At 65.9% G+C, this 25,001-nt stretch carries 21 protein-coding genes; 7 read left to right on the forward strand and 14 right to left on the reverse strand.

Annotation, left to right across the window (positions count from 1 at the left end; genetic code table 11):
- The first annotated feature begins 105 nt into the window (after positions 1 to 105).
- Complete coding sequence (locus API01S_RS07555) at positions 106 to 1,041, forward strand: glycosyltransferase family 2 protein (protein ID WP_006217626.1); 936 nt, start codon at positions 106 to 108, stop codon at positions 1,039 to 1,041.
- Here the strand turns inward: API01S_RS07555 and API01S_RS07560 are convergent.
- The 14 genes from API01S_RS07560 to API01S_RS07625 form a co-directional block, all read right to left on the reverse strand.
- Positions 1,038 to 1,778, reverse strand: a complete 741-nt coding sequence (locus API01S_RS07560; RefSeq protein ID WP_039882792.1) for an ABC transporter ATP-binding protein — start codon at positions 1,776 to 1,778, stop codon at positions 1,038 to 1,040. The genes API01S_RS07555 and API01S_RS07560 overlap by 4 nt on opposite strands.
- Positions 1,778 to 3,571 carry a branched-chain amino acid ABC transporter ATP-binding protein/permease gene (locus tag API01S_RS07565; protein ID WP_061304054.1) on the reverse strand — a complete coding sequence of 598 codons (1,794 nt, stop codon included), beginning with the start codon at positions 3,569 to 3,571 and terminating at the stop codon, positions 1,778 to 1,780. Before API01S_RS07565 ends, API01S_RS07560 begins: the two co-directional genes overlap by 1 nt.
- Positions 3,568 to 4,608: a branched-chain amino acid ABC transporter permease gene (locus tag API01S_RS07570; RefSeq protein WP_006217629.1), complete on the reverse strand. Its 1,041-nt coding sequence runs from the start codon at positions 4,606 to 4,608 to the stop codon at positions 3,568 to 3,570. The genes API01S_RS07565 and API01S_RS07570 overlap by 4 nt, the downstream gene beginning before the upstream one ends.
- An 18-nt stretch (positions 4,609 to 4,626) precedes the next feature.
- The gene (locus API01S_RS07575; RefSeq protein ID WP_006217630.1) at positions 4,627 to 5,778 is read right to left on the reverse strand and encodes an ABC transporter substrate-binding protein; all 1,152 of its coding nucleotides are present in this window, start codon (positions 5,776 to 5,778) and stop codon (positions 4,627 to 4,629) included.
- A gap of 177 nt (positions 5,779 to 5,955) precedes the next feature.
- Complete coding sequence (locus API01S_RS07580; RefSeq protein ID WP_061304056.1) at positions 5,956 to 6,684, reverse strand: SDR family NAD(P)-dependent oxidoreductase; 729 nt, start codon at positions 6,682 to 6,684, stop codon at positions 5,956 to 5,958.
- Positions 6,685 to 6,724: 40 nt separating this feature from the next.
- Positions 6,725 to 7,510: a cyclase family protein gene (locus API01S_RS07585; RefSeq protein WP_061304059.1), complete on the reverse strand. Its 786-nt coding sequence runs from the start codon at positions 7,508 to 7,510 to the stop codon at positions 6,725 to 6,727.
- Positions 7,511 to 7,594: 84 nt separating this feature from the next.
- Positions 7,595 to 8,836: an SDR family NAD(P)-dependent oxidoreductase gene (locus API01S_RS07590; RefSeq protein WP_061304061.1), complete on the reverse strand. Its 1,242-nt coding sequence runs from the start codon at positions 8,834 to 8,836 to the stop codon at positions 7,595 to 7,597.
- Positions 8,833 to 10,002: a thiolase family protein gene (locus API01S_RS07595; RefSeq protein ID WP_061304063.1), complete on the reverse strand. Its 1,170-nt coding sequence runs from the start codon at positions 10,000 to 10,002 to the stop codon at positions 8,833 to 8,835. The genes API01S_RS07590 and API01S_RS07595 overlap by 4 nt, the downstream gene beginning before the upstream one ends.
- A complete protein-coding gene (locus tag API01S_RS07600) occupies positions 9,999 to 11,633 on the reverse strand; it encodes an AMP-binding protein (RefSeq protein WP_061304065.1) in 1,635 nt (544 codons plus the stop codon). Before API01S_RS07600 ends, API01S_RS07595 begins: the two co-directional genes overlap by 4 nt.
- A 9-nt stretch (positions 11,634 to 11,642) precedes the next feature.
- Positions 11,643 to 12,134 carry an aromatic-ring-hydroxylating dioxygenase subunit beta gene (locus API01S_RS07605; RefSeq protein WP_006217636.1) on the reverse strand — a complete coding sequence of 164 codons (492 nt, stop codon included), beginning with the start codon at positions 12,132 to 12,134 and terminating at the stop codon, positions 11,643 to 11,645.
- Complete coding sequence (locus API01S_RS07610; RefSeq protein ID WP_061304068.1) at positions 12,131 to 13,450, reverse strand: aromatic ring-hydroxylating dioxygenase subunit alpha; 1,320 nt, start codon at positions 13,448 to 13,450, stop codon at positions 12,131 to 12,133. Before API01S_RS07610 ends, API01S_RS07605 begins: the two co-directional genes overlap by 4 nt.
- Before the next feature lie 30 nt (positions 13,451 to 13,480).
- Complete coding sequence (locus API01S_RS07615; RefSeq protein ID WP_061304069.1) at positions 13,481 to 14,458, reverse strand: PDR/VanB family oxidoreductase; 978 nt, start codon at positions 14,456 to 14,458, stop codon at positions 13,481 to 13,483.
- A 26-nt stretch (positions 14,459 to 14,484) separates the two neighbouring features.
- On the reverse strand, positions 14,485 to 16,029 hold the full coding sequence (locus API01S_RS07620; RefSeq protein WP_061304072.1) for an indolepyruvate oxidoreductase subunit beta family protein: 1,545 nt from the start codon (positions 16,027 to 16,029) through the stop codon (positions 14,485 to 14,487).
- Between the two features lie 13 nt (positions 16,030 to 16,042).
- The gene (locus tag API01S_RS07625) at positions 16,043 to 18,268 is read right to left on the reverse strand and encodes an indolepyruvate ferredoxin oxidoreductase subunit alpha (protein ID WP_050728028.1); all 2,226 of its coding nucleotides are present in this window, start codon (positions 18,266 to 18,268) and stop codon (positions 16,043 to 16,045) included.
- 368 nt (positions 18,269 to 18,636) lie between these two features.
- Here API01S_RS07625 and API01S_RS07630 point away from each other — a divergent pair, with 368 nt between their 5' ends.
- From API01S_RS07630 to API01S_RS07655, 6 genes are all read left to right on the forward strand, one after another.
- On the forward strand, positions 18,637 to 19,143 hold the full coding sequence (locus API01S_RS07630; protein WP_039882794.1) for a MarR family winged helix-turn-helix transcriptional regulator: 507 nt from the start codon (positions 18,637 to 18,639) through the stop codon (positions 19,141 to 19,143).
- A gap of 198 nt (positions 19,144 to 19,341) precedes the next feature.
- The gene (locus API01S_RS07635; RefSeq protein WP_006217642.1) at positions 19,342 to 20,913 is read left to right on the forward strand and encodes an ABC transporter substrate-binding protein; all 1,572 of its coding nucleotides are present in this window, start codon (positions 19,342 to 19,344) and stop codon (positions 20,911 to 20,913) included.
- A gap of 64 nt (positions 20,914 to 20,977) precedes the next feature.
- Positions 20,978 to 21,967: an ABC transporter permease gene (locus tag API01S_RS07640; RefSeq protein ID WP_050728027.1), complete on the forward strand. Its 990-nt coding sequence runs from the start codon at positions 20,978 to 20,980 to the stop codon at positions 21,965 to 21,967.
- Positions 21,967 to 22,881: an ABC transporter permease gene (locus tag API01S_RS07645; RefSeq protein ID WP_061304074.1), complete on the forward strand. Its 915-nt coding sequence runs from the start codon at positions 21,967 to 21,969 to the stop codon at positions 22,879 to 22,881. Before API01S_RS07640 ends, API01S_RS07645 begins: the two co-directional genes overlap by 1 nt.
- Positions 22,882 to 22,888: 7 nt before the next feature.
- Entirely contained in the window at positions 22,889 to 23,869 is a 981-nt protein-coding gene (locus API01S_RS07650; protein WP_006217645.1) for an ABC transporter ATP-binding protein, read from the forward strand.
- Positions 23,866 to 24,855, forward strand: coding sequence for an ABC transporter ATP-binding protein (locus API01S_RS07655; RefSeq protein ID WP_006217646.1), 990 nt, complete (start codon positions 23,866 to 23,868; stop codon positions 24,853 to 24,855). Before API01S_RS07650 ends, API01S_RS07655 begins: the two co-directional genes overlap by 4 nt.
- Positions 24,856 to 25,001: the final 146 nt, after the last annotated feature.

Below are 25,001 nucleotides of genomic sequence, written 5' to 3' on the forward strand. Positions count from 1 at the left end.
TGCGATGGCATCGGTTAGTGTTGGCATATCCCCTACACTTCAGGCGAAAACAGACAGACCAAGACCGCAGCGGTGGCACGGAGATCGCAAAGGGGCACAGCAGGCATGACCGATACACCAACGTTTTTCACCGTTCTGACGCCCACCTACAACCGGGCGGGTACGCTGCACCGGGTGTACGAATCTCTTTCCCGGCAGACCTTCAGGGACTTCGAATGGGTGGTGGTCGACGACGGCTCCACCGACAACACGCATGAGTCCATCCTGGACTGGCAGACGCGCGCGGATTTTCCCATCCGCTATATCTGGCAGAACAACCAGCACAAGAAGACCGCGTTCAATCGGGGCGTGCGCGAAGCCAATGGCCAGATGATCGTCGGCCTGGACAGCGACGACGAAATGCCGCCCGACGCGCTGGCCATCTTCAAGGAAGCCTGGGACGCCATCCCCCCGACGCGCCGCGATTCCTACGTGGCGGTGACGGGACTTTGCGCGCGGCCCGATGGCAGCATCGTTGGCGACCGCTATCCGCAGGACGTGTTCGACAGCACGGCGGTGGACGTGTATTTCCGCTACCGCATCAAGGGCGAGAAATTCGGCTGTATGCGCACGGACATCCTGCGCAAATACCCGTTTCCGGAAGACGTGGCCGGCTTCGTGCCCGAAAGCCTGGTGTGGTGGGCGATTGCGCGCGCCGGCTATCTCAGCCGCTTCATCAACCGGGTGGTGCGCACCTATCACGACACGCCCGGGGGCCTGTCGCAAGGCGCGGTCTCGGTCAGCAACAATGCCCAGGGCCTGTACCTGCTGGCCTGGGACATGCTCCAGCATCATCTGGAATTCTTCCGTTTCCGGCCGCGTGAATTCATCATGGCGGCGGCGCGCTACACGCGCTTTCGCCTGCACCTGAAGCATTCGGGCGTGCCCACGGCGGTGGGCGCCTACAAGCTGACCAACCCCATGGCGACCTTCATGGTGGCGGTGATGTGGCCGCTGGGCTATGCGCTGTATCGGCGCGACCGACGGCGCGGCGTGGCTTAGGCCGTGGCCGCGCCGTGGCCCAGGCCCAGATAGATCTCGACCACGCGCGGGTCCACCGCGACCTGCGCGGCCGGCCCTTCAAGCGTGACCGTGCCCGTCTCCAGCACGTAGGCGTAGTCGGCTACTTGCAGCGCCGCGCGCGCATTCTGTTCGATCAGCAGAATCGACACGCCCATTTCACGCAGCCGCGCCACGATCTTGAACACTTCGCGCACGATACGCGGCGCCAGCCCCAGGCTGGGTTCGTCCAGCATCAGCAGGCGCGGCTTGGCCATCAGCGCGCGGCCCACGGCCAGCATCTGGCGTTCACCGCCCGATAGCGTGCCCGCCAGTTGCGCGTGGCGTTCCTTCAGGCGGGGAAACAGTTCATACACTTCCGCCAAGGTCTGTTCCTGATCGCGCAGGCCGCTGCGAAAGCGGTGGAAGCCGCCCAGCATCAGGTTGTCCTGCACTGTCATTTCGGCGAACAGCTCGCGCTTTTCGGGCACCAGGTTCATGCCGGCCGCCACCATTTCCTCGATCTCGGCGTGTTCCTGCGGCTTGCCGCCAAACTCGATCTGGCCGCTGGAGGGCAGCACGCCCATGATGGCCGACAGCAAGGTGGTCTTGCCCGCGCCATTGGGGCCGATCACCGTCACGATCTGGCCTTCGCCCACCGTCAGGCTCACGCCCGACACCGCTTCGACCTTGTCGTAGGCCACGCGCAGATCGCGCACTTGCAGCAGATTCGCGCTCATCATTCCACTCCGCCCAGATAGGCTTCAAGCACTGCGGGGTTGTGCTGGATCTCGGTGGGCAGGCCCTCGGCGATCTTCTCGCCAAAGTCCATGACCACGACGCGGTCCACCAGCCCCATCACGAAGTCCATGTCGTGTTCCACCAGCAAAATGGCCATGCCCTCCGAGCGCAGCTTCTTGAGCAGTTCGGCCAGTTCGCACTTTTCCTGATAACGCAGCCCGGCCGCCGGTTCGTCCAGCAGCAGGATGCAGGGGTCGGAGGCCAGCGCGCGCGCGATTTCCAGGATGCGTTGCTGCCCCAGCGCCAGCGAACCGGCTTCGTCGTGCAGGTGCTTGCCCAGCCCCACGCGTTCGACCTGACGCGCCGCTTCGGCCAGCAGCCGCGCTTCCTCGGCGCGATCCAGCCGCCACGCGGCCGGCAGCACGCCGCGATGGCCGCGCAGGTGCGCGCCGATCGCCACGTTTTCCAGCACGCTCATGCGGCCCAGCAGGCGCACGTGTTGGAAGGTGCGCGACAAGCCCAGCCGCGCGATCTTGCGCGCGCCCGCGCCCGCCACCGACTGCCCCAGCAGCGTGACCTGCCCGGAAGTGGGCGTGTCGACCCCGGAAATCTGGTTGAACATCGTGCTCTTGCCCGCGCCGTTGGGGCCGATCAGCGCCAGGATTTCGCCCGCGCGTATCTCCAGGTTCATGGCATTGTTGGCGACCAGGCCGCCGAACTTGCGCGTGACGTCCACGGCCTTGAGCACCACCTCGCCGCGCGTGGGCATGGGCTTGCGCGGCAGCGGTTCGGCGTTCATGTCGACGCGGCGCACTACCTTTTTCACCCGGATCCAGCGGGTCAGCACCGGCCACAAACCACTACGCGCGCGATGCAGCAACAACACCATGCCGAAGCCGAAGACGATGACTTCAAAGTTGCCGGTCTGCCCCAGCAGCTTGGGCAACCAATCCTGCAACCATTGTTTGAGCACGGTGAACACGCCCGCGCCCACCAGCGCGCCCCAGACCTGTCCCGCGCCGCCGATCACGGTCATGAACAGGTATTCGATGCCCATCTGCAAGCCGAAGGGGTTGGGGTTCACGAAGCGCTGCATGTGCGCGTACAGCCAGCCCGACGCGCAGGCCTGCAACGCCGCGATGATGAAGATCACCATGCGCGAGCGCGCCGTGTTCACGCCCATGGATTCGGCCATCACGCGGCCGCCCTTGAGCGCGCGGATGGCGCGGCCCTCGCGCGAATCCAGCAGATTCTGCGTGGACCACACCGCCACCAGCAGGAACGCCCAGATCAGGTAATAGATGCTGCCGCCCTGGTTCAGCGTCCAGCCGAACAGGTTGATCGCCGGAATGTCGGGAATGCCCGTGTGGCCGCCCAGCCCTTCGACCGAACCGAACGCGAAGTACAGCGACAGGCCCCAGGCGATGGTGCCCAGCGGCAGGAAGTGGCCCGACAGCTTGAGCGTGATCGCGCCCAGCAGATAGGCGATCAGCAGCGTCAGCGCCAGGCCGGCCAGCAGCGTCAGCCAGGGCGACGCGCCCAGCCACGCCAGCCACGACGGCAGCGTATCGGCGCGGGTGGTCAGCAGCGCCGTGGTGTACGCGCCCACGCCCACGAAGGCGGCCTGGCCGAAGCTGGTCAAGCCGCCCACGCCGGTCAGCAGCACCAGGCCCAGCGCCACCAGCGCGTACAGGCCGATGTAGTTCAGCAAGGTCACATAGAACGGCGGCAGGGCCAGCGGCCCCAAGGCCAGCAGCGCCAGGAATGCGACGAGGATGATGCGGGGATTCATTCGTCTTCTTCCTCGACGTGATGGCTTTTCAACGAGCGCCAGAGCAACACGGGGATGATCAGCGTGAAGACGATGATTTCCTTGTAGGCGCTGGCCCAGAACGACGAGAAGGCTTCGATCAGTCCGACCAGCACCGCGCCGGCGGCGGCCAGCGGGTAGCTGACCAGCCCGCCGATGATGGCGCCGACGAAGCCTTTAAGACTGACCATGAAGCCGGAATCGAAATACATGGTGGTGATGGGGGCGATGAGTATCCCCGACACCGTGCCGATCAAGGCGGCAAGAAAGAACGTGGCGCGGCCCGCGAAGATGGGCGAAATGCCCATCAGCCGCGCGCCCAGCCGGTTGAACGCCGCGGCGCGCAGCGCCTTGCCGTACATCGATCGTTCAAAGAACTGGTACAGCACGATGATCAGCACCGCCGATACCGCCACCACCCACAAGGCCTGGCTGTTGACGTTGATGGGCCCCAGCGCCAGGCTGGCGTCCGAGAACGGCGCGGTGCGCGCGCCTTCCGCGCCAAAGGCCAGCAGCCCCAGGCCGACCAGCGCCAGGTGCACGGCGATCGACACGATCAGCAGCACCAGCGTCGAGGCCGAGGCGATCGGCTGGTAGAACAGCCGATACAGCTGCGGCCCCATCGGCACCACCAGCAGCAGCGTCAACAGGGCTTGCACGGCCATCGGCAGCTGCGCCAGCGGCAAGCGGTACAACAGGCCCGCCAGGATCAGCGGGTAGATCGCCTTGGCCGCGATGCGCCAAAGCCCACGGGAACGGCCCGGGCGTCGGGCCCGCGCCATCAGGTCGGCCACGGCTTCGGCCAGCGCGAACGCCAGCAGCAGCCACACCAGCAGCACGGGCTTGCCGGCCTGGATGGCCGCCATGGTCAGCGCGCCGAAGGCGACGAACTCGCCCTGGGGGATGAACAGCACGCGGGTAACGGTGAAGACCAGCAGGATCGACAACGCCAGCAACGCATAGATCGCGCCGTTGGTGATGCCGTCCTGCCCGAGTATCAAGGCGATCTGAGCATTCATGCGAACAAGTCCAAGCCGTTACTTCACGAGCGTCCAGTTGCCGTCCTTGACGGTGATGAGCTCGCGGCCGCGGTCATCGAAGCCGCTGTGGTCGGCGGCGCTCATGTTGTAGACGCCTTGCGTGCCCACCAGCTCCTTGGTCTGTTCCAGTGCGTCGCGCAGGGCGCTGCGGAACTCCTTGGTGCCCGGCTTGCCGGCCTTCTCGGCGATCGGCACGGCCTTTTCCAGCAGCAGGCCCGCGTCGTAGACGTTGGCGCCGAAGGTGGCCGGCTTGGAGCCGTTCAGCTTTTCATACGCGGCGATGTAGTCGGTGGCAACCTTCTTGGACGGATTGCTGTCCGGCATTTCCGGCAGCACCAGCATCAGGCTGGCGGCCAGCACGGTGCCTTCGACCTTCTTGCCGCCCAGCTTCAGGAAGTCAGGCAGCGCCGCGCCGTGGGTCTGATAGAACTTGCCCTTGTAGCCCTGATCGAACAGCGTGGTCTGCGGCAGCACGCTGGCCGCGCCCGGGGCGGCCACCAGCACGGCGTCCGGCTTGGCGGCCAGGATCTTGAGCGCCTGGCCCGTCACCGAGCTGTCAAAGCGCAGATAGCGTTCGTTGGCGGCGATCTTGATGCCCTTCTCGGCGGCCAGGCCCGAGAAAACCTTGTACCAGTTCTCGCCATACGGATCGTTCAGGCCGATGAAACCGACCGTCTTGATGCCGGTCTTGGCCATGTGGTCGACCAGCGCGCGCGCGATGATGTCGTCGTTCTGCGTGGTCTTGAACACCCACTTCTTCTGCTCGTTCATGGGCAGCACCACGGCCGCCGTACCCACCGGCGCCAGCATCGGCACGCCGGCCTCGGCGGCGAACTGGATCACGCCCATGGCGTTGGGCGAGCCCGACGGACCGATCAGCGCGTCCACGTTCTGTTCCGAAATCAGCTTCTTGAATGCCGTCACCGAGTTGGTGGAATCGCTGGCGTCGTCCAGCGAAATGTATTCCACCGTCAGGTCGCCGATCTTCTTGGGCAGCAGCGGCACAGTGTTCTTCTGCGGGATGCCGACCAGCGCGGTCGGACCGGTGGAAGACGTGACGACGCCAACCTTGACCTGCGCCAGCACGGGCAGGGCGAACAGGGCGGCGACGGCGGCGGCCGCGGCCAGGGGGAGTTTCTTCGACAGCATGGCAAAACCTCCGGATAGGGGAGCAGAGTGGGGGTGCAGCTGAAAAGCGGAGAAAACGGGAACAGCGGGAATTACTTGTTGCTTAAAATTTCTAACCTGCAAGGATCAGCACTGTAGACGGGCTACAGATGCTTACCTATCCGTCAAAACCCGAAGCATCCATCAGGCATACGGCGCTCAGATGGTGATGGAACTGACGCTGGCGCCGCCGCAGACAAACAGCGTCTGCCCGGTGACGAAGCTGTTGGCCGGATCCGCGAAGAACATCACGGCGCGCGCCACGTCATCCGAGCGGCCCAGGCGCTTGACCGGAATGCCGTTGGCCAACTGCTTTTCGCGCTCGCTGCCCGGCTCGATCACTTCGTAGAACATGTCGGTCTGGATCGGTCCGGGCGCCACCACGTTCACGGTGATGCCATAAGGCGCCAACTCCAGCGACCAGGTGCGCGCCATGCCGACCATGCCGGCCTTGGTGGCCGAATAGGCGGTGCGCGTGGGCAGGCCCAGCGCGCCGCGCGAGGACATCATCACGATGCGGCCAAAGTGGCGTTCCTGCATGCCAGGCAGCGCGGCCTGCACGAGGCTGATCGCCGCGCCCAGGTGGATCTGCGTCAGGCCGTGCAGCTCTTCCTGCGTGACTTGCGGCAGCAGGTTGGGCCAGATGACGCCCGCGTTGTGGATAACGTGGCTGATCGGAAATCGGGATGCCGCTTCCTTGCCCGCCTGCGCGGTGGCCTCGGCGTCCAGCAGGTCCACCTGCATTTTGTGCAGGCGGGGATGGCTGAAATCGGCGGCGCGGCGCGCCATCGAAATCACTTCGTAGCCGGCATCCAGCATGTTGCGGCAGATCTCCGCGCCAATGCCGGCGCTGCCGCCGGTCACAAGCGCTACGTTTGTTTGTGTCATGCGTGTCCTTGGGAAGTGTGCCGTGGTTCGTCCGGATCGGTCAGGCGCGCGGCGCCAGCGCCAGCACGCGCAGCGGGCTGCCCGAGCCGCTGCGGATCTTCAGCGGCGCCGAGAAGATCACCGCGCCGGTTGGCGGCAGCTGGTCCAGGTTGGTCAGGCACTGCAAGCCGTAGCGGTTGTTGCCGTGCATGTAGTAGTGGCAGGGGTAGGGCGGGTTCAGGTGATGGGCCTGCCCCGCGTCGGTGCCCACCGATTCCGTGCCGAATCCATGCACGTCACGTTCCTTGATAAGCCACGGCACCACGTCCGCGTCGGGGCCGGGCGAATGCGCGCCGTCTTCCTGCATGTTCAGGTATTCAACCGGCTTGGCACGCTTGGACCAGTCGGTGCGCATCAGCACCCACGAACGCGCGGGGATGCGGCCATGCTTTTCCTCCCACGCCTTGACGAAGTCGATGGTCAGCAGGAAGTCGGGGTTGTCGCGCGCTTCGGCGGAACAGTCGATGACGCAGGCGCTGGCGATGAAGGCGTCGATGGGAATGGTGTCGACCGTGTTGTCGGGCTGGTCCTTGCCGCTGACCCAGTGGGCCGGCGCGTCGAAGTGCGTGCCGGTGTGCTCGGAACACGAAAAGTTGTTCCAGTACCAGGCGGGGCCGCGTTCGTCATAGCGCGATATCTCTTCCATGCGGAAGGGCCAGGCCTGGCCAAATTCGGGCGGCAGGACGATGGTGGGAAAATCCGGCGTCAGCGTTTCGGTCAGGTCCACCAGGCCGATGCGGCCGGTGACGAGTTCCGTCATGAATTGGGCAAGAATGTTCTGGCTCATGCTGCGGCTCCTGATGATAGGCGCGCTCGCCGGAGCGAGGCGCGGGAGATATTCGTAGAGGCTTGCGGGGCGGGGCCAGGGCCGTCAGGCGCCCAGCTCGCGCTCCAGTCCCTTGGGGTTGTCGGCCAGCCGCGCGCGAAACTCCTGCGCCACGTCGCCCACGTACACGTCTTCGATGCCGTCCTTGAGCGCGCGCACGATGGCGGCGGCGATGGCGGCGGGCGCCACGCGCGGCGGCGGCGTGCGCTGCTCCCATTCATGGTCCACCGGCCCCGGAAACACGTTCACCACGCGCACGCCCGCGCCGCGCATTTCCGCGCGCAGGCATTGGGCGAGCGACAGCGCGGCCGCCTTGGACGCCGACCACATCCCGCGCGAGGGCAGGTTCATGTGCGCATAGATGGACAGCACGTTGACCCAGGCGGTGGCGCTGTTCACGCCATCGGCGGCGCGGCCGCACAAGGCCGGCCCGAAGCTTTGCGCCAGCCGCATCAACCCCAGCACGTTCACGTCCATGGCATCGCGCGCGGTGTTCACGTCCTTGCGATGGAGCAGGCCGCCTTCGCGTTCCAGGTCGGCCGTGTTCACCAGGATCTCAACCTTGCCGCCGATGGATGCCGCCAGCCGCTCGACGGAATCGGAATCGGTGACGTCCAGGGCTACGGACTGCACGCGCGGGTCCTGGACCAGTGCGTCGAAGGCGGCGTCGCGCTTCCAGGCTTGCGCATCGCCCAGGAACACCGTGGGGCAGCCCGCCTCCAGCAGCGCGCGCGCCACAGCCTGGCCTACGGCGGACTTGCCGTCGGTGACCAGGGCGCGGCGGAACTTCGGGTCGCACGAGGTTTCGCGCAGGGTCTTGTCGTCTTCCATGTTCGGCGTATTCCTTTCGGGCAGGGCGATCATCACGGCCTGGCCGCTGCGGTCCAGCTTCAGCGCCAGCCGCACGCGGTCGCCATCGGCGCAGTCCTGGTGGACGTGCGCGACGACGCTGGGGCCGGCGTCCATCACCACCGTGCCGACGCGCCAGGGCAGGCGTTCGCGGAAGTACAGGTCGTTGCTGTGATGCAAGGTGGTGCTGACCAGCAACTTGCCGTTGGGGTCGGCGGGACGCCAGGGCAGGTGCTCGGACAGGCAATGGCCGCACACCTCGCGCGGCGGATACTGCACCGCGCCGCAGTCGGCGCAGGTCTGCAAGTCGAAGCGGCCCTCGGCGGCGGCGGCGGTCAGGCCCAGCGCCGTGCGGCTGCGCGAGCCGGGCGGCAAGGTGGGCTGACGCGTGCGCGCTACGGGGTTCTTGCGGGGCGGCTTGGCCAGTGGCTCGGTCATGCGTCGCTCCTTGCCAGGATGGCCGCGGCGGTGCACAGGCCGCGGTCGTAATTGATCATGCCGAATCCGCTGACCATGCCGATGCGGGCCTCGGCCACCTGCGTGCCACCCGCCGTGCCGCTCAGTTGGCGCAGCGCTTCGACCATGCCCAGGTAGCCGCCGGCGGCGCCGGCCTGGCCCACCGACAGCTGGCCGCCGTTGGTGTTGAAGGGGAAGCTGCCATCCACGGTAAACGTGTTGGCGCGGATGAAGTCGGGCGCGCCGCCTTTGTCGCAAAAGCCCAGGTCTTCGATCTGCATCAGGTTGATGACGGGGTAGTCGTCATAGGCTTGCAGGAAGTCCATGTCGGCCGGCGCGGCGTTGGCCTGGCCGTAGAGCTCGTCCACGTCCATGGTCCAGCCGCCGCGCGTCTGGATGGGGTCGTCGATCCAGGCGTTGTGGCGTTCGATGGTGGACAGGATGCGGGCGTAAGGCAGGTTCAGCGCGCGGGCCTGAGCTTCGCGCATGACGAGGAACGCGTCCGCGCCCGCGCACGGCATCACGCAGTCGAACAGATGGATCGGGTCGGTGATGACGCGCGCCTCCAGGTATTGGCGCAGCGTCAGCGGCTTTTTCATCAGCGCGTGCGGATAGCGCAGCGCGTTGTCGCGTTGCGCCACGCATAGCTTGCCGAAGTCCTCGCGCGTGGCGCCGGTGGCGCGCATGGTGTGAGCGGTCAGCAGCGCGAAGCTGGCGTTGGGGCCGCCCGCTCCGTAGGGGTAGACGGCGTCCTGCGCGAAGCGCGAGAACTGGCTGATGGTGTTGCGGAACGAGTCCACGTGGTTGGTGTCGCCCGCGATGCAGGCCACGATGTTGGCATCGCCCGCCTGCACGGCGCGCGCCGCGCGGCGCAAGGCAGCCACGCCGCTGGCCCCGCCCATGGGAATGTGATCGAGCCAGCGTGGGCTCATGCCCAGATGCTGGACCAGGCCCACCGCCGTATCGGGCGCGAGCGTGAAGCTGGACACGCAGAGCCCGTCGATGTCGTGCTTGGCCACGCCCGACTGCCGGATCAGCGCGCCCAGCGCGCGGCCCAGCCACCAATGAGCGGCGTGGGTGCTGTAGCGTTCATACGGAATGGTGACGGGCAGCGCCGCCACGATGCCGTCATAGCCCAGGCGGCTCATCGGGCGGGCTCCTGGCGTTTCTTCATGGCGTTGGTGTCGATGCAGCGCGCGCTGCCGGGCAGGGTCGGCGCCAGCGCTTTCATCTCGCCGCGCTGGATCTTGTTGGTTGTCGTCAGCGGCAGGCTGTCCACGAAGGCGACAAAGCCGGGCGCCTTGTAATAGGCCAGCTGTTGCAGGCACCAGGCCACGATGTCCTGCGCGGCCTGCGCCATGGCGTCGGGGTCGGCGGGCTGGGTTTCCGGCACGATGCAGGCCAGGACTTCGTCGCCGCGCACCGGGTCGGGCACGGCGGCCACGGCCACCGCCTTGACCAGCGGATGCTGCATCAACACGCTTTCCACTTCCACGGCCGAAATGTTCTCGCCGCTGCGGCGGATCACGTTCTTCTTGCGGTCCACGAAGCGCAGCGCGCCGTCGGCTTCGCGGCGCACGATGTCGCCGGTATGGAACCAGCCGTCCTGCCAGGCTTCGTCGGTGGCGGCCTCGTCTTTCAGATAGCCGGCGAAAAATCCGTAGCGCGGATCCTCGCCCGCGTGACGCACCAGCAATTCGCCATGTTCGCCCACGGCGGCGGGCTGGCCCGCGTCCGTCACGATGCGCACCTCTACGTCGCCTTCCTCGCGGCCGAAGCTGCTGGTGCCGATGTGGCGCGGTTCCTGGTTGGCGATGATGACGGCGCCCGCGCCGGTCTCGGTCATCGCCCAGGCTTCCAGCAAGGGAAAGCCGAAGCGCGCTTCAAAGGGCGCGTGCAGCTTGCGGTCCACGCCCGCGCCAAAGCCGAAGCGGATGGCCGGTTGCAAGTCGCGTTCGGACGGCGCGGCCTTCATCAGGATGGCGGGCATGACGCCCAGGTAATGCAGCACCGTCGCGCCGGAGTCGCGCACGCTGTCCCACCACGTCCTGGGATGGAAGCGGTCCAGCGGAATCAGGCAGCCGCCCGTCAGCACCATGGCCATCGCCGAATACGCCATGGCGTTCATGTGCACCAGCGGCAGCGGCGTCAGCATGCGTTCCTGGCCGGGACGCAGCGCCGCCAGCCCGCCGATGCGCGCGTACCAACCGCCCGCGTGCAGGAAATAGCGGTTGGGCAGGATGCAGCCCTTCGGCCGACCGGTGGTGCCCGACGTATACAGCAACGCGCATTCGGTCAGTTCAGTGGGCGCGGCGTCCGCCAGCGGGGCGGGGAAGGGGGCGGCGGGCGGCGCATCGTCCGGCCCCATCACCCGCAGCGGGCGCGCGGCGCGGTCGGCGGCGGACAAAAGATCGGCGTGGCGGGTCGGCAGCGCAACCGCCAGCGCGATCTCGGAGTGGCCGGTCAGGTATTCCAGTTCGGCGGCGCGCAGGTCCGGGTTGATCGGCACGACCGACACGCCCAACGCGTTCAACGCAAACCAATGCAGGAAGAAGGACGGACGGTTCTCCAGCAGCAGACCCACGCGGTGGCCGTGGCCGTAGCCGGCGTTCGCGTAGGCGGCGCGCAAGGTCTGGACGGCGTCGGCCGCGCGGGCGTAGCTCAGTTCGCCCGCCTCGATGCCGTAGGCGTCGGCGGTTTCCGGCAGGATGCACAGGAAGGGCTGGGCGCCATGACGGGCGGCGGTGTCGCAGAAAGCCTGATGGACGGTGGTGCTCACAAGCCGCTCCTACATGAACAATTGGATGTTGCCGAACGCGGCGTCGCAGTTGACGAGGTCAACGCGCTTGAGGCGGATGCGCAGCGCGCCGTCCTGTTCGACCAGATGATGCGTGGCCCAGCCGGCAAACAGCGTCTGCGTGTCCTGGCGCGTTTCAACATAGTGGAATGCGGTGCGCACGACATGGCGGCCCGCATCCGGCGCGGCGTCGGGATGGCCGTGCTCGACGGTGGGCGCTTGCAGCAGGTGATGGCAACGGCTCTTGGGCTGCTGCGAAAACGTGCGCTGGCCGGCCAGGCGCTCGACGCGCACGCGCAGCAGCAGCTTGTCTTCGTACATCAGCGAGGCGTGCAGCCGGGGATCCGTCTGGCCGTGCGCCAGCGGCATCCAGTAGTAGCCGTCTTCGGTGTACAGGTTCAGCCAGTCTTCAAAGCGCAGCTCGTCCAGCAGGCGCGCTTCTTGGTAGACAAAGTCGATCAACTCGCGGTCACTTGCGCTCATACCGACTCCGATCCGGTCATGTAGCGGCCCCATGCGCGGTACTGGTTGCGCATCTGCCATTCGTTGGTGCCATTGGTGGTGACGTTCTTCTGGCCGGCTTCGTCCGGCGTATACAACCGGCCTACGTTGACCCAGTCGCGGGCGCGCGAATTCAGGCCGTCCTGCGCGCGTTCGTACATTTCCAGATCGTCGTGGCCGACCACGGAAGTGGGCGCGTTGATCAGCCGGTTGTACATGAGCGTGCGTTCCAGCAGCAGGTCGGGTGCGCCCACCAGGCGGAACGTCCAGGACTCGACCAGCGTGCGGTCGGCGGCAATGGGCTTGAAGATGCGCAGGGTCTGGATCGGACCCTTCACCATGATGTTGGGAAAATAGACCGTGTTGTGCCGCACGTCGCCCAGGATCTCTTTGGCGCGTTCCTCGCCGTAGGCGGCGACCATCGCGTCCCAATAGCCCGGTACGCCGGAATACGACGCATGGATCGAATCGGACACGCCCGTATGCCCGTGGCCGTTCTCCCACACGCGGATGCCCATGTTCTCGAAGAACTCGTAGGGCGAGATGAAGGGCGCGAACAGCTCCACGGCCATCGGCTTGGGCGTGCCGGCGGGGGCCTGCTCCCAGACTTTCACGGCCGTGCCCGCCGACGATTCATGCGCCACCATGGGGTGGCAGGTGTCGGTCTGGTTGTCGACCAGCATCTTCCAGTTGCACCGATGCATGTAGCGCAGCACGCCGCCTGCCACTTCCAGCCGGCCTTCGGGCGAGCGGTCGACCATGTTGTCCAGCGTGGACAGCGACTCACCGAAGAAGTCCTCGAACGACTGGCCCTGCGGATTCAGCCGGCAGAACACGAAGCCGCGATGGTTCTTCACGTCCTTGACGGCCGCCATCCCCTGGCTGGCTTCGCAGTTTTCCAGGCCGGTGTTCTCGTAGCCCTTCTTGAGCGGAATCGACAGCAGGCTGCCGTCGGTCTTGAACGTCCAGGCGTGGTACGGGCAGCGAAAGAACTTGCCGGTGTTGCCGCAGGCCTCGCCGGCCACCATCGTGCCTTTGTGCGGGCAGCGGTTGTGCAGCACGCGCACGCTCTTGTCGCTGTGGCGGACCATGACGACGGGCTGGTTGCCGACGGTGGTGGTGATGTAGTCGCCCGGGTTCGGCACCTGGCTGTCGTGGCCGACATAGACCCAGGTGTTGGCGTACAGGCGTTCCATTTCCAGGTCGAACAGTTCTTGGTCGATGAACAGGTCCTTGTGCACTTCCGTGTCGCGCAGCAGCGCACGGATGGCGTCGGGGTTGTCGCGGTATTTGGACATGGTCGCTTCCTTGTCGTCGGGGCGCAGCCGTTACAGGTCCAGCACCAGGCGCGCCGACTTCGCGCGCGAGATACAGATCTGGATGATCTTGCCGCTGGCCTTCTCGGTGTCAGACAAGTAGTAGTCGCGGTGATCGGGTTCGCCTTCCAGCACGGTCGCCTGGCACACGCCGCACTCGCCGCGCTTGCAGTCGACCATCGGATCGCAGCCTTCTTCTTCCATGACCTCGACGATGGTTTTATCGGCAGGGATGGTCAGCGTGCGGCCGGACTGGCGCAGTTCGACTTCAAAGGGCTGGTCGCCCGCCTGCGGGGCGGCGGTAGCGAACAGTTCGAAGTGGATGTGGGCGTCGGGCCAGTGGCGTTCGCGAGCCGCGTGGATGACGGCGTCGATCAGGCCCTTGGGGCCGCACACGTACAGATGCTGGCGCGGCGAGGACGCGGCCAGCAGTGCTTGCAGGTCGAAGCGGCAGGCCGGATCGTCGTCGGCGTGCAGCGTCAGGTCGCTGCCGGCCAGCGCTTGCAGTTCGTCGACGAAGGCCAACTGGTCTTTGCTGCGGCCGCAGTAATGCAGATGGAACGCGCGGCCGGCGGCTTTCAGCGCGGCGGCCATCGACGCTACCGGCGTAATGCCGATGCCGCCTGCGATCAGCACCACGGGTTCGTCGCCTGCCGGGGATTCGTGCAGCGGGAAATCGTTCTTGGGGCCTTCGACGCTGACGGTGTCGCCTTCGGCCAGCGCGTGCATGTGGCGCGATCCGCCCTGGCTGGCTTCTTCCAGCCGCACGCCCAGCCGGTATTCGGTGGGCGCGGCGAATTGGCCCGCGTCCGGCGTCAGCTGCACCAGCGAATAGCAGCGCGGGTCGCGCAGGCCCGGCACGCTGACTTTCAGGTGCGCGCCGGGGCCGAAGGCCGGCAGCGGGCCGGCGTCTTCGCGCACCAGCCGCAGGGATCGGATCAACGGGGATTCTTGCCGGACTTCCCGGACGATCAGTTTCAGTGTCTGCACGGCGTTTGTCTCAGTCGGTATTCGGTTCAGGCCGCCAGCTTGTCAGCCAGCTGGCGTTCCATGGGGGCGCAGCTTTCATTGGCCAGCGCGGTCTCGCGCAGCCCGCGCAGCGTGTCGGCGGCGTCGGGCCGTCCGACCAGTTGCGCCGCCGCCGCGATCAGTTGTCGATACTTGCCGCCGCCGCGTACGTGCGTGTCGCTATAGCCTTTGACCAGGCGTCGGCAGTTGACGGTTTCGACCGCCAGCGCGTAGTCCTGCGGGGTCAGGCGGGCGATCAGGTCCAGCCATTGCTGCAAGCCTTCGGCTTCGATCTGATGGCGCAAGGTGCGGCGGCGAAAGCGGCGCATGCCGGCCAGCGTGTACAGCATCAGAAAGCCGCCCAGCGTGCCGCTTTGCATCAAGCGGCCTTTGCCCAGCCGGCGCTCGACCCAGCCGCCGAACGCCTTGGACCCTTCCAGCCAGCGGCCCAGCCGCGTGGGCAGCGTGCCGCAGATTTCTTCCAGGCGCGGGTGCATGTAGTCGGTGGTCATGACCAGCTGTTCGGGGCGCGCGCCAACTTCGCGGCGCACCCGTTCAAAGCGGCTGCCGCGCGTTTTCAGGTCGGCCACGCGGATCACGTCGTCGTAGGCCATGGCAGTGGCGACGTAGCGCGCGGCCGCACAGGTGAGCGCCCAGCCTTGCGCGTCGCCACCGTATTGCGCGTCCAGGTCGCGCAATGCCTTCATGCGCCGCAGGTAGTCGGTGGCGTAGGCGGCGTCCTGGAATTCAAGCTGGCGGCGCACGCCGGCCGTCAGCATGGGATGCGCACAGGCGGGGAAGTCGCGCAAGATGGTGTCCAGCAGCGCTTGCGCGTGGGGGCTGGCGGCGCGTTCCGGCACGTCAGGCACCGGTCGCGTCAGATCGATGGCGGCGGGTTGGGCGGGCGCGGCCTGCGCCGCGTCAAAGCCCAGCGCGAAGGCGCGCAGGCTGGCGTCTACGCCCAGGCCGGCGCGGCGCACGGTGGCTTCGTAGTCTTCGCGCGCAAAGGGCAGCGCGCCGCTGCCGGCTACCGCGCCAAACAGGCTGGCGCTGATGACGCTGCCGGCGCGGTCGGCCAGCGCTTGCAGGTCGAAGCACAGAAAGCGTTTGGCGGCCGCGCGGCCGGCTTCCAGCACTTTGTTCGGGTCGGCGATGCCATTGCCGGGCGTGGATTTTTCGCTGACGGCGTAGCTACGATGCGATGAGGACAGCAGCACCGTGCGCTCGGGCGTGACCAGTCCGCGCTGGATGGCCCGGCCGCCTTCCATCAGTTCGGCGGCCACCACCAGGTCCACGTCGCCGGGCGTGGGCATCAGCGCCAATGCGGGCGGGCGGCCGGCGCGGGCAACGTCCGCTTCGGGCAGCAGTTCCAGGTAATAGATGGTGGCGCCCGTGCGCTGCGCCACGCCGGGCACCGAGGTGGTCTGCGCCCACCAGCCGGCGTGCTCGGCCATGTCGACGATCCAGTCGGCCAGTACGCCACCACCCTGGCCGCCCATGGCCAGGATGGCGATCTTGATCGGGTTGCCTTGCTGCATTGCCACCGGGTTCATGAAGGGCGAGTCCTTACAGGGCGTATTGAGCCAGGCGCGCGGCGCGGCGGCGTTGCAGGAAACCGATGATCGCGCCGCGCACTCGGGCCATGAAGCGGTCGGCGCCGGTCGGGTTGTGCACGATGTCGGCGCGGTAGAACGAGGGGCAGAGCACGGCGGCGTGGGCGACTTCGCCGCAGTTGCCGCAGCCTACGCAGCTGCTTTCCACGTGCGCGACCGGGTCTTCTTTCAAGGGGTCGCCGCTGTCCTTGATCGACAAGGACGGGCAGCCCGACAGCCGGATACAGGCGTGGTCGCCGGTGCACACGTCGGGGTCCACGCCAAAGCGTTCCTTGACCACGCGACGGCCTTCCTTGACCGCCTTGTTGAATAGCGGCTTGATGCGGCGCTGCTTGTTCAGCATGCACTCCGACTGCGCGATGATGACCTTCGGCCCTTTGATGTCGGTAGTCAGCGCCTCTTCAATCGTGGCGCGCACCTTGGCCACGTCGTAGGTGCGGTCCAGCGTGCGCACCCACTTCACGCCCACGCCGCGCACGGCATGATCGATGGGGTTGTTGGTGGACCGGTCGGGATTGTCGGCGCGGGACGACAGGATGTCCTGCCCGCCCGTGGCCGAGGCGTAGAAGTTGTCGACGATGACGATGACGCCGTCGTACTTGTTGAACACCGCGTTGCCGATGCCGGACGACAGGCCGTTATGCCAGAAGCCGCCGTCGCCCATGATCGAGATGGGCCGTTTGGCGGCGGGCACGTTGAACGCTGCCGCGCTGGAGGCGCCCAGGCCATAGCCCATGGTGGTCGCGCCCAGATTGAACGGCGGCAGGATCGAGAACAGGTGGCAGCCGATATCGCAGGAAATATGGTGCTGGCCCAACGTTTCCTGCGCCAGCGTCAGCGCCGAGAAGATCGGGCGTTCCGGGCAGCCCGTACAGAATCCGGCCGGGCGCGGCGGCACCACCGAGGCCAGCCCCTGCACCTGCTTGTGGAAGGTGATGGGCTGTTCGACGGGCGTGGCCGCGGGCTTGGGACGGGACAGTTCGGTGACTTCCAGCGGACGCTCGGCGGCCTGGGCATCGACCGCCACGGCCGCATGCGTCTGCAAGGATTCGGGGCGATGGCGCTTCAGGAATTCGCGCAGGCCGTCGCGCATCACCTGCGTGGTGTATTCGCCGGCCATGGGCAGCACGTCCTTGCCGGACAGGTGCGTGTCGATGCCCGCCTTGCGCAACACGGCATGCAGATTCTGTTCGATGTAATCGGGCTGGCCTTCTTCCAGCAGCAGCACGGCGCGCTTGCCCCGGCAGAATTCGGTGACCTCGTCTTCGATGACGGGATAGGTCACGTTCATGACGTATAGCGGGATGCGGCTGTTGCCGAAGTTGTCAGCCAGGCCCAGCAGTTGCAGCGAGCGGATGACGCCGTTGTACAGGCCGCCTTGCAGGATCAGGCCGATGTCGTTCTGGTCGCCGTCGAAGTGCTCGTTCAGCTTGTGTTCTTTGATGTAGCGGATGGCGGCGGGCCAGCGTTCCTTGATTTTTTCCTGTTCGTGCAGGAAGGACGCGGGCGGCAGCACGATGCGGCTGGTGTCGCGGGCCGGGCTTTCCAGCGCCTCTGCCAGCGAGAACGCCGGCCGCTTGTTTTCCTTGGCGATGAAGCGCCCATGCACGTGGCAGCCACGGATGCGCAATTGCAGCATCACCGGCGTCTTGCTGGCTTCCGACAATTCAAAACCGTCTTCAACAGCCTTGACCATGCTTTCCAGGTTGGGGCGCGGGTCCAGCAGCCAGATCTGCGATTTCATGGCGAACGCGTGCGAGCGTTCCTGCATGATGGACGAGCCCTCGCCGTAGTCTTCGCCCACGATCACGAGCGCGCCGCCGGTCACGCCGCCCGAGGCCAGGTTGGCGAGCGCGTCGGACGCCACGTTGGTGCCCACGGTGGACTTCCACGTGACCGCGCCGCGAATCGGGTACATGACGGAGGCGGCCAGCGTGGCGGCGGCGGTGGCCTCCGATGCGCTGGCTTCGAAGTGCACGCCCAGTTCTTGCAGGATCTCGTTGGCGTCGGCCAGCACGTCCATCAGGTGCGAGATGGGCGAACCCTGGTAGCCCGCCACATAGCCCACGCCGGATTGCAGCAATGCCTTGGTGACGGCAAGAATGCCTTCGCCGCGAAACTCTTCGCCGGCGCCGATGCGCAACTGCTGGACTTCTTTCTTGAAAGACCTTTCAGCCATCTCGAACTCCTGGTCGGGCCGGCTTACCGGTCCTCAAGCCTTGCTGCCGTGCAGCATCGTCGTGCCACGAAATTTCCGTCTGAAAAATACTTTAGGAGTCAACGTTTTAGCTGTCAACAAAAAAGATGAAATTTCATGGAAATGAAAAAATATCACTTAAAAACAAGGGTGTATATACTGGTTGTTCTCTAGCTTCATGCCGGTTCTTCGGCCCCGGCATGGTGCAAAAACGGGTTGCGATTCCGGGTATACCCTGTGCTGCGAGACAGCATTGATGACCATCATGGCGCGCGTCTGCGCCGCCGTGGTGCAATGCCTGCTTCGGCGATCGACCCTTCATGAATTCCGGTGCGTGGGAGCAAAGCAACATGCGGTTGGACAAGCAGCGGGACACACAACTGACCGGTCGCGGCGAAACGGCGCCGCGTTTCGTCGATGGCTATCTGGCGTATCTGCTGGCGCAGGCCAGCCAGCGCATCTCGGCCGAATTCCATTTGCAGGTGAAGGCGGCCGGCTTGTCGGTAACGGAATGGCGCGTGCTGGCCAGCCTGGAAGGCAGCCCGGGCGAAACGATCGGCACGCTGGCGGTGCTGGCCATTACCAAGCAGCCCACCTTGAGCAAAGTGGTGCAGCGCATGGAGGCCGAAGGGCTGGTGGCGCGCACCGGCGTGCGGGCCGACCGCCGCCAGACCCGCGTGTGCATCACCACCAAAGGCACCCACCTGATCGCCGCCCTGTGCGAACAGGCCTTGCAGCATCAGAAGGCGGTGCTGGCGCCGTTTGGCGAAGAGAAGGCGGCGCTGCTGATCGACATGCTGGAAGTGCTGATGACGGAACACGTGCCGCTGGAACTGCCGCTGGACGCGGAAGAATAGGGCTCGCCCATCGCGTCCGTTGCATCCGCGCACTCGAACGTTGTTCGATCCAATTATTTTGTTACATCGATATATGTCCCTTAATAGATCCCTCTCTGTGAAAAGGGGCCACGGTACGCATAAACCCTGAATTGACGGGGGTCTGGCGGGTAGGCACACTCGCGCCGGTATTCAGACAAATGTCAGGAGTTGACCCCTATGCGCCGCACCTTGATTGCTATCGCGATCGCCGCCGCCGTGGCTGTACCCTCGATCGGGCAGGCCAAGACTTTTCGTTGGGCCGCCCAAGGCGACATCCTTACGTTCGACCCGCACTCGCAAAACGAGGGCATGACGATCGCCGCCAACAGCTACATCTATGAGCCGCTGGTGGATTACGACAAGACGTTCAAGGTGGTTCCCCGCCTGGCCACAGAATGGGAACAGCTGTCGCCGACGCTGTACCGCTTCAAGCTGCGCCCCGGGGTGAAGTTCCATGACGGCGCGGCCTTCACGGCCGACGATGCGGTGTTCTCCATCCACCGGGCCATGGCGCCTACGTCGAACTACAAGGCCTACACGACCGGCATCAAGGAAGCGCGCAAGATCGACGACCTGACGATCGAGATCGAAACGTCCGCGCCCAACCCGGTGCTGCTGCGCCAGCTGACCAACGTGTTCATCATGAACAAGGCCTGGTCGGAAAAGAACAACATCGCCAAGCCGCAGGACTACGTCAACAAGGAAGAGACCTACGGCGCGCGCAACACCAACGGCACGGGCCCGTACAAGCTGAAAACGCGCGAAGTGGACGTGCGCACCGTCTTTGAAGAAAACAAGGACTGGTGGAACAAGGCCGGCAAGGTCGGCAACGTGACCGAAGTGGTGTTCACGCCGATCAAGCAGAACGCCACCCGCACCGCCGCGCTGCTGTCCGGCGAAATCGACTTCGTGCTGGACCCCGCCGCCCAGGATCTGGAACGGCTGCGTCAGGCGCAGAAGGTGGTCGAGGGCAACGAATACCGCACCATCTACCTGGGCCTGGACCAGAAGCGCCCCGAGTTGCAGTACTCGAACATCAAGGGCAAGAACCCGTTCCAGGACATCCGCGTGCGTGAAGCGCTGTACCGCGCCATCGACGTGGACGCCATCAAGCGCGCCGTGATGCGCGGGCTGTCCGCGCCGACCGGCACGATGATCGCGCCGCAAGTGCATGGCTGGGCGGAATCGGTGCACAAGCGCGTGCCCTACGATCCCGAGAAGTCGCGCGCCCTGCTCAAGGAAGCGGGCTACGACGGCACGCTCAACTTCACGCTGGACTGCCCGAACAACCGCTACATCAATGACGAAGCCATCTGCCAGGCCGTCGTCGGCATGTGGGCCAAGGTGGGCGTGAAGGCCACGATGAACGCCATGCCGCGTTCCACGTACTTCCCGAAGGTGCAGTCGTTCGACACCAGCGCCTACCTGTTCGGCTGGGGCGTGCCCACGTTCGACGCCATGTACTCGTTGCAGAACCTGATCCGCACCAAGGGCGAAGGCGCGGACGGCATGTACAACCTGGGCGGCTACAGCAACAAGGAACTGGACGCGATCATCGACCGCATCAAGACCGAGACGGACCCCGCCAAGCGCGACGCCGACATCATCACCGTGCTGGAAGGGCACGCCAAGGACTTCGGCCACATCCCGCTGCACGACCAGGTCATCCCCTGGGCAATGCGCAAGAACGTCACGGTTATCCACCGTGCCGACAATCGCCTCGTTGCCGATTGGGTCAAGGTTGACTGATCCCGGCTAACCAGACGGCGCGGAGCCCACCCGGCTCCCGCCGTTTTGTTTTGGTTGTTCCCCTATGTTTGCTTTCATACTGCGCCGCCTGTTGCAGGCCGTAGCGGTGATGCTCACCGTCGCGCTGCTGGCCTTTGTACTTTTCCAATACGTCGGCGATCCCGTCACCATCATGCTGGGGCAGGACGCCACCGATGCCGAGCGCATCGAGCTGCGTGAACGCCTGGGGCTGAACGAGCCCGCCATCGTTCAATTCGGCCATTTCGTGGCCAATGCCGCGCAGGGCAATTTCGGCATCTCCTTGCGGCAGAGCGAACCCGTATCCACGCTGTTGAAATCCCGCCTGCCGGCCACGCTTGAACTGTCCATGGTGGCCGCCTTGCTGGCGCTGGTGGTCGGCGTGCCGCTGGGCGTGTACACCGCGCTCAAGCGCAACAGCCTGCTCTCGCAATTGCTGCTGGCCGGCTCGTTGCTGGGCGTGTCGCTGCCGACTTTCCTGATCGGCATCCTGCTGATTCTGGTGTTCTCCGTGCAACTTGGCTGGCTGCCCAGCTACGGACGCGGCGACACCGTCAGCGTGGGCTGGTGGACGTCGGGGCTCTTCACCGCCACCGGCTGGAAGCATCTGATCCTGCCGTCCATCACGCTGTCGCTGTTCCAGATGACCTTGGTGCTGCGCCTGGTGCGTTCGGAAATGCTGGAAGTGCTGCGGTCCGACTACATCAAGTTCGCCCGCGCGCGTGGCCTGAAGCGGCGCGCCATCCACTTCGGCCATGCGCTGAAGAACACGATGGTGCCCGTCATCACCATCACGGGGCTGCAACTGGGCGGCATCATCGCCTTCGCCATCGTCACCGAGACCGTGTTCCAGTGGCCGGGCATGGGCCTGCTGTTCATCCAGGCCGTGCAGTTTGCGGACGTGCCCGTCATGGCCGCGTACCTGTGCCTGATCGCGCTGGTGTTCGTCGTGATCAACCTGGTCGTCGACCTGCTTTATTTCGTCGTGGACCCGCGCTTGCGTTCGGGCATGACTCGCGCCGGGGGGGCTCACTGATGCGCGCCGCACTCAAACGCTGGTGGGACAGCGACATCGCCTGGGCCTGGCGCCGCGCGCCCGTAGCCATCATCGCCACCTTGCTGCTGGCGACCCTGCTGGTCGGCTCGTTCGGCGCCGGCTGGGTCGCGCCGCACAATCCGTTCGACCTGACCAAGGTGGAATTGCTGGATGCGCTGCTGCCGCCCGCCTGGGAGGCCAACGGCCAGGCCACGTATCTGCTGGGCACCGACAGCCAGGGCCGCGACCTGTATTCCGCGATCCTGTACGGCACGCGCGTGTCGCTCTTGATTGGCCTGGCCTCGGTGCTGCTGTCGATGCTGATCGGCATCGTGCTGGGCTTGATATCCGGTTATGCGGGCGGGCGCGTCGATGCGTTCATCATGCGCGTGGCCGACGTGCAGCTGTCGTTTCCGGCGATCCTGATCGCGCTGCTGATCGATGGCGTCGCACGCGCCGCCGTGCCGCGCGACATGCACGAACTGATCGCCTTTCCGGTGCTGATCGGCGCCATCGCGCTTGCCGGCTGGCCGCAGTATGCGCGCACGGTGCGCGGGTCGACGCTGGTGGAGAAGAACCGCGAATACGTGCAGGCTGCGCGCGTGATCGGCGTGGCCTCGCCCGTCATCATGTTCCGCCATGTGCTGCCCAACGTGCTGGGGCCGGTGCTGGTGTTGGCGACGGTGCATCTGGCCACCGCCATCATCACCGAGGCGACCCTGTCGTTCCTGGGGGTAGGTGTGCCGCCGACCGCGCCGTCGCTGGGCACGCTGATCCGCATCGGCAACGATTTCCTGTTTTCCGGCGAATGGTGGATCACCATTTTCCCGGGCGCGGCGCTGGTGCTGCTGGTGCTGTCGGTCAACCTGCTGGGTGACTGGCTGCGCGATGCGCTCAACCCGCGGCTGAATTGAGGTAACCATGAGCGCACTTCTGGAAGTCCGCAATCTGCGCGTGGAATTTCCCACGCGTCGCGGCACGCTACGCGCCCTGGACGACGTGTCCTTTTCCATCCAGGCCGGCGAAGTGCTGGGCGTGGTGGGCGAATCGGGCGCCGGCAAATCGCTGACCGGCGCGTCCATCATCGGCCTGCTGGAACCACCCGGCCGCATCGCGGGCGGGGAAATCCTGCTGGCGGGCCGCCGCATTGACAACCTGCCCGACGAGCAGATGCGCCGCGTGCGCGGCCGCGAGATCGGGGCGGTGTTCCAGGACCCGCTGACGTCCTTGAATCCGCTGTATACGGTGGGCCGGCAGTTGGCCGAAACCATCGTCACGCACCTGGACATGAGCTGGTCGCAGGCGCGCAACCGCGCAGTGGAGTTGCTGGCCTCGACCGGTATTCCCGCCGCGCGCGAACGCATCGACCACTACCCGCATCAGTTCTCGGGCGGCATGCGCCAACGCGTGGTGATCGCGCTGGCGCTGGCGGCCGAACCGAAGCTGGTGGTGGCCGACGAGCCGACCACCGCGCTGGATGTTTCCATCCAGGCGCAGATCATCGAATTGCTCAAGCGCTTGTGCCGCGATCACGGCACGGCGGTCATGCTGATCACGCACGACATGGGCGTGATCGCCGAAACCGCCGACCGCGTGGCGGTGATGTACGCGGGCCGCGTGGCCGAGATCGGGCCGGTGGCCGATGTGATCCACAAGCCGCGCCATCCGTATACGTCGGGGCTGATGGGATCGATTCCGTCCATGGACGGACATACGGAAAGGCTGGTGCAGATCGATGGCAGCATGCCGCGCCTGAACGCCATTCCGCCCGGCTGTGCGTTCAATCCGCGTTGTGGCCAGCGCTTGCCGCGCTGCGCCAGCGAGCGCCCGGAATTATTGCCGGCGGGCACTTCCCGCGCGGCCTGTTGGTTGCATGACGATAAAACGATGGTGGCCGCATGAGCACGCCCTTGGTAGAAGTAAAGGACGCGGCGCGCTGGTTCGACGTGTCGCCGCCCTGGTTGGAGCGCAAGCTGGCGGGCAAGCCGCGTGTGATGCTGCGCGCGGTGGACGGGGTGTCGTTCGATATCGCGCGTGGGGAAACATTGGCGCTGGTGGGCGAGTCGGGCTGTGGAAAATCCACGGTCGCGCGCATGCTGGTCGGTCTGTATGGGCTGACGCGTGGCGATATCCGATTCGATGGCCAGCCGCTGTCGCGCATGTCGGAAAAGGGTGGACGCAGTCTGCGCAAGCGCTTGCAGATGATTTTCCAGGATCCCTATGCCAGCCTGAACCCGCGCTGGCGCGTGGGCCGCATCATTGCGGAACCCATGTTGACCCATACGCAGATGACACCGGCCGAACGCGTCGCGCGTGTGGGCGAGCTGCTCAAGCAGGTCGGTTTGGATCCGGCGGATCAGGGCCGCTACCCGCATCAGTTCTCGGGCGGCCAGCGGCAACGTATTTCGATTGCGCGCGCGCTGGCGGTGAATCCGGAATTCCTGGTGTGCGATGAGCCCACCTCGGCGCTGGACGTGTCGGTGCAGGCGCAGGTGCTGAACCTGATGAAGGACCTGCAACGCAAGCTGGGGCTGACCTATCTGTTCATTTCGCACAACCTGGCGGTGGTGCACCACGTGGCCGACCGGGTTGGCGTGATGTACCTGGGCCGCATGGTCGAAGTGGCGCCGCGCGACGAGCTGTTCGCGCGTCCCCGGCATCCGTACACGCGCATGCTGCTGGAGGCGATTCCGGATATCAACGGGGCCGGCAAGCCGCGCACGGCGGTGGCGGGCGAGGTGCCTAATCCGTTGAATCCGCCGTCGGGGTGTACGTTTCACCCGCGCTGTCCTCACGCGAACGATCGGTGCAGGCAGGAAGCGCCGGTGGCGATGCTGACGGGTGTGTCGGTGGTAGCGTGCCACGCCGTGCAGGAAGGGCGGGCGTAGGGGGGCTGAAAATGCGGCGCGGGCCTTGGCGCCCGCGCGGTGATCAGTGACGGTGATCGGTGCCTGAGATTCGCGGCGGCGATTCGTGAGGGCGATTCCTGCCTGAGATCCTTGGCGCCAATCTGTGGCGCCAATCTGTGGCGCCA

It is taken from the genome of Achromobacter piechaudii NBRC 102461, assembly GCF_001571245.1.
GTDB classification, from domain to species: Bacteria; Pseudomonadota; Gammaproteobacteria; order Burkholderiales; family Burkholderiaceae_B; genus Achromobacter; species Achromobacter piechaudii.